The sequence below is a fragment of the uncultured Microbacterium sp. genome (assembly GCF_963521695.1).
Taxonomy (GTDB): domain Bacteria; phylum Actinomycetota; class Actinomycetes; order Actinomycetales; family Microbacteriaceae; genus Microbacterium.
Window position 1 is genome coordinate 1 of the sequence record NZ_CAUQWC010000151.1, and the last position, 8,821, is coordinate 8,821.

At 69.5% G+C, this 8,821-nt stretch carries 7 protein-coding genes; 6 read left to right on the top strand and 1 reads right to left on the bottom strand.

What is annotated here, in order from left to right; genetic code table 11:
- Positions 1-234: 234 nt before the first annotated feature.
- The 6 genes from aceE to RWP81_RS11460 all read left to right on the top strand — a co-directional run bounded on the left by aceE (position 235) and on the right by RWP81_RS11460 (position 7,894).
- Complete coding sequence (aceE, locus tag RWP81_RS11435; protein WP_314456204.1) at positions 235-2,961, top strand: pyruvate dehydrogenase (acetyl-transferring), homodimeric type; 2,727 nt, start codon at positions 235-237, stop codon at positions 2,959-2,961.
- A 125-nt stretch (positions 2,962-3,086) separates the two neighbouring features.
- The gene (locus tag RWP81_RS11440) at positions 3,087-4,265 is read left to right on the top strand and encodes a CdaR family transcriptional regulator (protein ID WP_055955396.1); all 1,179 of its coding nucleotides are present in this window, start codon (positions 3,087-3,089) and stop codon (positions 4,263-4,265) included.
- A gap of 82 nt (positions 4,266-4,347) precedes the next feature.
- Positions 4,348-5,268 (top strand): ACP S-malonyltransferase, encoded by a 921-nt coding sequence (locus RWP81_RS11445; protein WP_314456206.1) that lies wholly within the window; start codon positions 4,348-4,350, stop codon positions 5,266-5,268.
- Positions 5,265-6,269 carry a beta-ketoacyl-ACP synthase III gene (locus RWP81_RS11450; RefSeq protein ID WP_314456207.1) on the top strand — a complete coding sequence of 335 codons (1,005 nt, stop codon included), beginning with the start codon at positions 5,265-5,267 and terminating at the stop codon, positions 6,267-6,269. The genes RWP81_RS11445 and RWP81_RS11450 overlap by 4 nt, the downstream gene beginning before the upstream one ends.
- Before the next feature lie 69 nt (positions 6,270-6,338).
- Complete coding sequence (locus RWP81_RS11455) at positions 6,339-6,587, top strand: acyl carrier protein (protein ID WP_108320051.1); 249 nt, start codon at positions 6,339-6,341, stop codon at positions 6,585-6,587.
- 68 nt (positions 6,588-6,655) lie between these two features.
- Positions 6,656-7,894 (top strand): beta-ketoacyl-[acyl-carrier-protein] synthase family protein, encoded by a 1,239-nt coding sequence (locus RWP81_RS11460; RefSeq protein WP_314456211.1) that lies wholly within the window; start codon positions 6,656-6,658, stop codon positions 7,892-7,894.
- A gap of 310 nt (positions 7,895-8,204) precedes the next feature.
- Here RWP81_RS11460 and RWP81_RS11465 read toward each other — a convergent pair whose 3' ends face one another.
- On the bottom strand, positions 8,205-8,708 hold the full coding sequence (locus RWP81_RS11465) for a DUF3145 domain-containing protein (RefSeq protein WP_055954545.1): 504 nt from the start codon (positions 8,706-8,708) through the stop codon (positions 8,205-8,207).
- Between the last annotated feature and the right edge of the window lie 113 nt (positions 8,709-8,821).

Here is an 8,821-nt window from a genome sequence, read left to right on the forward strand (position 1 = left end):
TCCCCCGCCCGTGCGGCGTGGCCCGGCATCCTTCAGGGGGAGCACACGGATGCCGAAGACGTCTCGACGTCGAGCAGTCGCCGCGAGCGTGCGGCGGGGCGCGTCGGCAGCGCGCATCCGAGGCGGCCCCGACTCGCTAGGGTGGACTCTGGTTGATTGTGCGGAGCAGACAAGGGTTGCCGCACTCGTATGGCGATTCTCTGGCATGACCTGCCAGACGACGAAAGGTCTTCCGTGACTGTTCACGACCAGGATCCGTATTCGCAGGGGCCGCAGGACAGCGACCCGGAAGAGACCGGGGAGTGGCAGGAATCCCTGCGCCAGCTGGTCCAGGCCAAGGGCCCGGCCCGTGCGCGCGAGATCATGCTGAGCCTTCTCAAGGGCTCGAAGGAACTGCACCTCAACGTGCCGATGGTTCCCACCACCGACTACATCAACACCATCTCGCAGAAGAACGAGCCCGACTTCCCCGGTGACGAGGAGCTCGAGCGGCGCTACCGCAAGTGGATCCGTTGGAACGCCGCGGTCACCGTGCACCGCGCGCAGCGCCCCGGCATCGGTGTCGGCGGCCACATCTCGACCTACGCTTCGTCGGCCGCGCTCTACGAAGTCGGTTTCAACCACTTCTTCCGCGGCCAGGACGACCCCTCGGGCGGCGACCAGATCTTCATCCAGGGCCACGCCTCGCCCGGCGCCTACGCCCGTGCCTACCTCGAGGGTCGCCTCACCGAGGCGCAGCTCGACGGCTTCCGCCAGGAGAAGTCGCAGGCCCCCAACGGCATCCCCTCGTACCCGCACCCCCGCCTCATGCCGGAGTTCTGGCAGTTCCCGACGGTCTCGATGGGCCTCGGGCCGATCAACGCCATCTACCAGGCGATGTCGAACAAGTACCTCGCCAACCGCGGCATCAAAGACGTCGGCGACTCGCAGGTCTGGGCGTACCTCGGCGACGGCGAGATGGACGAGGTCGAGAGCCGTGGTCAGCTGCAGGTCGCGGCCAACGAGGGCCTCGACAACCTGAACTTCATCATCAACTGCAACCTCCAGCGCCTCGACGGTCCCGTGCGCGGTAACGGCAAGATCATCCAGGAGCTCGAGAGCTTCTTCCGCGGTGCCGGCTGGAACGTCATCAAGGTCGTCTGGGGCCGCGAGTGGGACGACCTGCTCGCCCGCGACACCGAGGGCGCGCTGCTCAACCTGATGAACACCACCCCCGACGGCGACTACCAGACGTACAAGGCCGAGAACGGCGCCTACGTCCGCGAGAACTTCTTCGGTCGCGACCCGCGTGCCCTCGAGCTCGTCAAGGACTTCTCCGATGAGCAGGTCTGGGGCCTCAAGCGCGGTGGCCACGACTACCGCAAGGTCTACGCGGCGTTCAAGGCGGCGGCCGAGCACAAAGGCCAGCCGACCGTCATCCTCGCCAAGACGATCAAGGGCTACGGCCTCGGCCCCCACTTCGAGGGTCGCAACGCCACACACCAGATGAAGAAGCTGACGCTCGACGACCTCAAGTCGTTCCGCGACGCGATGGAGATCCCCGTCACCGACGCCCAGCTCGAAGAGAACCCGTACCAGCCGCCGTACTACACCCCCGGCGAGAAGGACGAGACCATCCAGTACATGCTGGAGCGTCGCCGTTCGCTCGGCGGATTCCTGCCCGAGCGCCGCACCACCCACGTCGGTCTCGAGCTCCCCGGGGATGCCGCGTACGCGCTCCCCAAGAAGGGTTCGGGCACGCAGGAGATCGCCACGACGATGGCGTTCGTGCGTCTGCTGAAGGACCTGCTGCGGGTCAAGGACTTCGGTCACCGCATCGTGCCGATCATCCCCGACGAGGCGCGCACGTTCGGTATGGACGCGTACTTCCCGACGGCGAAGATCTACAACCCCAAGGGCCAGCACTACACCTCGGTCGACCGTGAGCTGCTGCTGGCGTACAAAGAGAGCCCGCAGGGGCAGATCATCCACGTCGGCATCAACGAGGCCGGTGCCCTGGCCGCGTTCACGGCGGCGGGTACGTCGTACTCCACGCACGGCGAGCCGCTCATCCCGGTCTACGTCTTCTACTCGATGTTCGGCTTCCAGCGCACCGGTGACGCCCAGTGGGCCGCGGGCGACCAGATGGCGCGCGGTTTCATCATCGGCGCCACCGCCGGTCGCACGACGCTGACGGGTGAGGGTCTGCAGCACGCCGACGGCCACTCGCAGCTGCTGGCATCCACGAACCCCGCGACCGTGTCGTACGACCCGGCCTACGGCTACGAGATCTCGCACATCGTGCGTTCGGGTATCGAGCGCATGTACGGCGGCAACCACCCCGACCCCAACGTCATGTACTACATGACGGTCTACAACGAGCCGTACGTGCAGCCGGCCGAGCCCGAGGGGGTCGACGTCGACGGCATCGTCCGTGGCATCCACCACATCTCCTCGGGTGAGGGCGACGGTCCCCGCACGCAGCTGCTCGCCTCGGGCGTGGGCGTGCCGTGGGCGTTCGAGGCCCAGCGTCTGCTCAAGGACGACTGGGGCGTCGTCGCCGACGTGTGGTCGGTCACCTCGTGGACCGAGCTGCGCCGCGACGGTCTCGCCGCGGACGAGCACAACTTCCTGCACCCCGATGAGGAGCGCCGCACGCCCTACCTCGCCGACAAGCTCAAAGAGGCCGAGGGCCCGGTCGTCGCGGTCAGCGACTGGATGCACGCCGTCCAGGATCAGATCCGCCAGTGGGTGCCGCAGAACTACTGGACGCTCGGTGCCGACGGCTTCGGCTTCTCCGACACCCGTGCCGCGGCTCGTCGCTTCTTCAAGATCGACGGCCCCTCGCTCGCCGTCCGCGCCCTGCAGGCGCTGGCCGAAGAGGGCAAGATCGACCGCGCCGTGGTCGGACAGGCCATCGAGAAGTACCGCCTGCACGACGTCAACGCCGGCACCAGCGGCAACGCGGGTGGCGAGGCCTGATCCACGTGACGGACTCCACCGTCGGACCCGGTTCCCCCTCTTCGGGCGGGGCCGGGTCCGACCGGTCTTCGGGAGGGGACGCGCGCGCTGAGGCGGCCGTCGAGAAGGCCGAAACCCTCGCGTGGCTGCGGCGCATCTCGGGCGATCTCGCCACCGCCACGATCCAGCGCCTCGAAGAGACGCTCCCCTGGTACGCCGAGATGCCGCCGGCTCGGCGTTCCGCCGTCGGGCTGGTGGCACAGGCCGGCATCACCTCGTTCCTGCAGTGGTTCGAGGAGCCGGCATCCACTCCCGCGATCGCGGCCGACATCTTCGCCGCCGCCCCCCGCGAGCTGCTGCGCAGCGTCAGCCTGACGCAGACGCTGCAGCTCGTGCGCGTCACCGTCGAGGTGATGGAGGAGCGGGTCGCCGGCCGCAGCGAGAAGGTGCGCGAGGCGATGCTGTCGTACTCGCGCGAAGTGGCGTTCGCCGCCGCCGACGTCTACGCACGCGCGGCCGAGGCGCGGGGCCTCTGGGACGCGCGCCTCGAAGCCCTCGTCGTCGACTCGATCCTCACCGGCGAGGCCGACGACGAACTCCCCAGCCGCATCGCCGCTCTCGGGTGGCACGGCCACGGCGAGGTGTCGGTGCTCGTGGGCACGACTCCCCCGCAGCTCGATGTCGATCAGGTGCGCCGTACCGCGCGCAAGCTCGGCGTCGACGTGCTCATCGGAGTGCAGGGCCTGCGTCTGGTGCTCGTGCTCGGCCGCGCCGACCTGCCCGCCCGCGGTGGCGCCGAGATCACCGAGCTGCCGTTCACCGACATCGCGAAGCGGCTCGAGCCCAGCTTCGGGACGGGTCACCTCGTGCTCGGACCGGCTGTTCCCGCCCTCGTCGACGCGGGACAGAGCGCTCGCGCCGCGCTCGCGGGTTTCGCTGTCGCCCGGGCGTGGAGGCACGCGCCGCGACCCGTCGAGGCCGACGACCTGCTCCCCGAGCGCGCCCTGGCGGGTGACGCGGTGGCGAAGCAGACCCTCGTCGACCGCGTGTACCGCCCGCTGCACGCGCACAGCGCCGATCTCGTCGCGACGCTGTGGAGCTACCTCGACAACGGCCGGTCGTTGGAGGCCACGGCCCGCGAGCTGTACGTGCATCCCAACACCGTGCGCTACCGCCTCAAGCGCGTCTCCGAAGTCATCGGATGGGATGCCACGGGACCGCGCGAGGCGCTCATCCTGCAGACGGCGCTGATCCTCGGATCGATCGGCACCGACGCCACGCGGCGTCGCGGAACCGGCAAACGGCGGCCGTCGCAACCGCGGTGATGCACGGCACGCACAAAGACACGCCGCATATCTGTGTCGATATCTCCAGAAGCGGTCGCCCGATCCCTGTCAGGATGGAATCGTGATCATCGCCGTCTTCCCGGGACAGGGTTCGCAGACCCCCGGATTCCTCACCCCGTGGCTCGAACTCGACGGAGTACGTGAGCGCCTCGAGGCTTTCTCCGAGCAGTCGGGCGTCGACCTGATCGCCGCGGGCACCGAGTGGGACGCCGACCAGATCCGCGACACGGCCGTCGCGCAGCCGCTCATCGTGGCGGCGAGCCTCGTATCGTGGGCCGCCTTCACCGAGAGCGCCGGTACGCCCGTCGCCGGGGTCGCGGGTCACTCGGTCGGCGAGATCGCCGCGCTGGCGGCATCCGGTGTGCTCCGTGACGCCGATGCCCTGCGCCTCGTGGGCCTGCGCGGTCGCGCCATGGCCGACGCAGCCGCCGCGGTCGAGACCGGCATGAGCGCGGTCGTCGGCGGAGATGAGACGGCCGTGCTCGAGCGGCTCGAGACCCTCGGCCTGACCCCCGCCAACTACAACGGCGGCGGCCAGATCGTCGCGGCGGGTGAGAAGCCCGCCCTCGCCGAGCTCGCAGGAGAGGCACCGCGCGGCGCGCGCGTCATCCCTCTGCAGGTGGCCGGCGCCTTCCACACCCGCTTCATGGAGCCCGCGGTCGAGGCGCTTCGCACCGCAGCGGCCGATGTCCCGGTGTCAGACCCGGCGACGACGCTGTGGACGAACTCCGACGGCTCCGTCGTCACCGAGGGCCGACGCGCGCTGGACCTGGTGGTCGCGCAGGTCGCCTCCCCCGTGCGATGGGACCGCTGCATGGCATCTTTCGCCGAACACGGCGTGACCGGCATCATCGAACTCTCGCCCGCGGGAGCGCTGACCGGGCTCGCCAAGCGCGCCCTGCGCGGCACGCCCACCGTGGCGGTCAAGACCCCCGACGACCTCGACGCGGCCGTCTCACTCTTGAAGGAAGACCAGGCATGAGCACCCCCACCCTCCGTCAGCTGCAGGGCCCCGCCCACACGCGCATCTACGCGTACGGCGCCGCTCGAGGCGAGAACTTCGTGCCCAACGACGACCTCGTCGGCCCCATCGACTCCAGCGACGAGTGGATCCGCCAGCGCACCGGCATCGTGACCCGCGTGCGGGCGAATAAGGACACGGATGCCATCGACCTGGCCACCGAGGCCGCGCGGGAGGCCGTCGAGAAGTCGGGTGTCGCACCCGCCGACATCGACGCCGTGATCGTGGCGACCATCAGCAACCCCAAGCAGACGCCGTCGGCCTCGGCCATCGTCGCCGACCGAATCGGTGCGAACCCCGCGGCCGCCTACGACGTCAACGCCGCCTGCGCCGGGTTCGCCTACGGCGTCGGCCAGGCCGACGCGCTGGTGCGCGCGGGCCTGGCGAAGCACGTCGTCGTGGTGGGCGCCGAGAAGCTCAGCGACATCGTCGACCCCACCGATCGCAGCATCTCGTTCCTGCTCGGCGACGGTGCGGGCGCCGTCGTCATCGGTCCCAGCGACACCCCCGGCATCGGCCCCACCGTCTGGGGATCCGACGGATCGAAGTCGGATGCCGTGGGCATGAACGCCACGCTCACCGACTTCCGCGACGGCACCGCCGCGTGGCCCACCCTGCGCCAGGAGGGGCCCACGGTGTTCCGCTGGGCCGTCTGGGAGATGGTAAAGGTCGCCCGACAGGCGATCGAGGCCGCGGGCATCGAGCCCGCCGACCTCGCCGCTTTCGTGCCCCACCAGGCGAACATGCGCATCATCGACGAGTTCGCCAAGCAGCTCGGCCTGCCCGAGACCGTCGTCATCGGCCGTGACATCGAGACCACGGGCAACACCTCGGCGGCATCCATTCCGCTCGCCACCCACCGCCTGCTCGAGGAACACCCCGAGCTCAGCGGCGGACTCGCGCTGCAGATCGGCTTCGGCGCCGGACTCGTGTTCGGCGCGCAGGTCGTCGTCCTCCCCTGACGCACGGCCGTCGAACCCTAAACTGATCCAGGCTCGTTCGGGCCCACCCCAAGAAAAACAGGAGACATCATGGCATTCACCAACGACGAGGTTCTCGCCGGCCTTGCCGAGCTCATCACCGACGAGACCGGCATCTCGGCCGACGAGGTCGCCATGGAGAAGTCGTTCACCGACGACCTCGACATCGACTCGATCTCGATGATGACGATCGTCGTCAACGCCGAGGAGAAGTTCGGCGTCACCATTCCCGACGACGAGGTCAAGAACCTCAAGACCGTCGGCGACGCCGTGACCTTCATCACGTCGAACCAGTCCTGACACCTCCCGGTGGGGGCTCCGGCCCCCACCGGTCACGACCCGTCGGCCGCACCAAGGATTCTTCGCTCATGAGCACACCCCGCATCGTCGTCACCGGTATCGGTGCCACCTCGCCCATCGGCGGCACCGCCCCCGAGAGCTGGTCGGCGCTGCTCGCCGGCACCTCCGGCGCGCGCACCCTCGAGCACGAGTGGGTCGAGAAGTACAACCTGCCCGTCACCTTCGCCGCGGAGGCGCTGGTGCGTCCCGAGACCGTGCTCGAGCGTCCCATCGCCAAGCGGCTCGACCCGTCGTCTCAGCTCGCGATCGTCGCGGCCAAAGAGGCGTGGGAAGACGCCGGCGCTCCCGACATCGACCCCGACCGCCTGGGTGTCGACTTCGCAACCGGCATCGGAGGCGTCTGGACATTGCTCGACGCCTGGGACACCCTGCGCGAGAAGGGTCCGCGCCGCGTCATGCCGATGACCGTGCCGATGCTCATGCCCAACGCCGCGGCGGGCAACCTGTCGCTGCACTTCAACGCCCGTGCGTTCGCCCGCACGGTGGCCTCGGCGTGCGCGTCGAGCACCGAGTCGATCGTCAACGCCGTGCAGCACATCCGCGACGGCCTCGCCGACGTCGTGATCGCCGGCGGTACCGAGTCGGCGATCCACCCGATCACGATCGCGTCCTTCTCCTCGATGCAGGCGCTGTCGAAGCGCAACGACTCGCCTGAGACGGCCTCGCGCCCCGCCAGCGTCGACCGCGACGGCTTCGTCATGGGCGAGGGCGCCGGCGTGCTGATCCTCGAGACCGAGGAGCACGCCAAGGCCCGCGGCGCGAAGATCTACGCGTCGATCGTCGGAGGCGGCGTCACCGCCGATTCGTACCACATCACCGCCAACGACCCCGAGGGCACGGGTGCGGCCCGCGCCGTGCGCCTGGCGCTTGACATGGCCGGGGCATCGGCCGACGATGTCACGCACATCAACGCGCACGCCACGTCGACCCCCGTCGGCGACCCGAACGAGTACCGGGCGCTCCACACGGTGTTCGGCGACCGGATCGACGAGATCCCCGTGTCGGCCACGAAGGCCTCGACCGGGCACCTGCTCGGCGGCACCGGTGCGCTGGAGGCGATCTTCACGGTGCTGGCCCTGCAGGATCGCGTCGCGCCGCCCACGATCAACCTCACCGAGCAGGACCCCGAAGTCCCGTTCGCGCTGTCGGGTTCGCCCGTCGAGCTCGGCGCCGGCGACCAGCTCGCCATCAGCAACTCGTTCGGCTTCGGCGGCCACAACGCCGTCGTCGCGATCGCTTCGGTCTGACGGCTGCTGCGGCGGTCCCGAGTCTCCGCGACCCTCGGCGGCGCGCCCGCGGGCTCCCGAGTGTCCACGACACCCGGACCGAGTTCCGCGGCGTGCGACTCTCGTGGACACTCGACGGGCTGACACGGGCCCCACTGGCGGCGGCCTGCGTCGCTGTGCGCAGATGAGAACGCCCCCGGGCATCCTCCGACGAAGGTCGAGGTGTCCGGGGGCGTTCGTCGTGCCGGGCCGGGGATACGCGGTCTCGGTGCCAGGTGTATTCACCGACCTCCGGTAGTGGCGCCTCCCCGCCGACGCTCTGTGGCGGCGCTCAGCCCACCTTGTGCAGCCAGACGATCTGCTGATCGTCGCCCGCGTGGCGGAAGGGCTCCAGCTCTTCATCCCACGACGAACCGAGGGCGATGTCGAGCTCGCGCTGCAGCTCGAGCAGGTCACCGGCGGCGACCTCCATCGCGTAGCGCACGCGATCCTCGCCGATGACGACGTTGCCCGCCGCGTCGGTCTGGGCGTAGTGGATGCCGAGACCCGGCGTGTGCATCCAGCGTCCGCCGTCGCTGCGGGGAGTGGGATCCTCGCTCACTTCGAAGCGCAGATGCTCCCAGCCGCGAATGGCGCTCGCGAGAGCCGCACCGGAACCCACCGGGCCCTCCCAGTAGAACTCCGCGCGGCGGCTCCCCACGAGCACGGGCTGGTCGGCCCAGTCGAAGTTGACGGCTCGGCCGAGGGCGCGTCCTACCGCCCACTCGAGGTGGGGGCACAACGCGCGGGGCGCGGAGTGGATCAGGATCACTCCGCGCGAAGACGTGATCGCCATGGTCTCTCCTTCGTCAGGTACGTCTTCCCCTACGACCTGGGATGGAGTGTGGCGACTGTTCGGTTGTCCGGCCATTATCGCCCGCGCATAACGAAATCACAACACTGTGATTC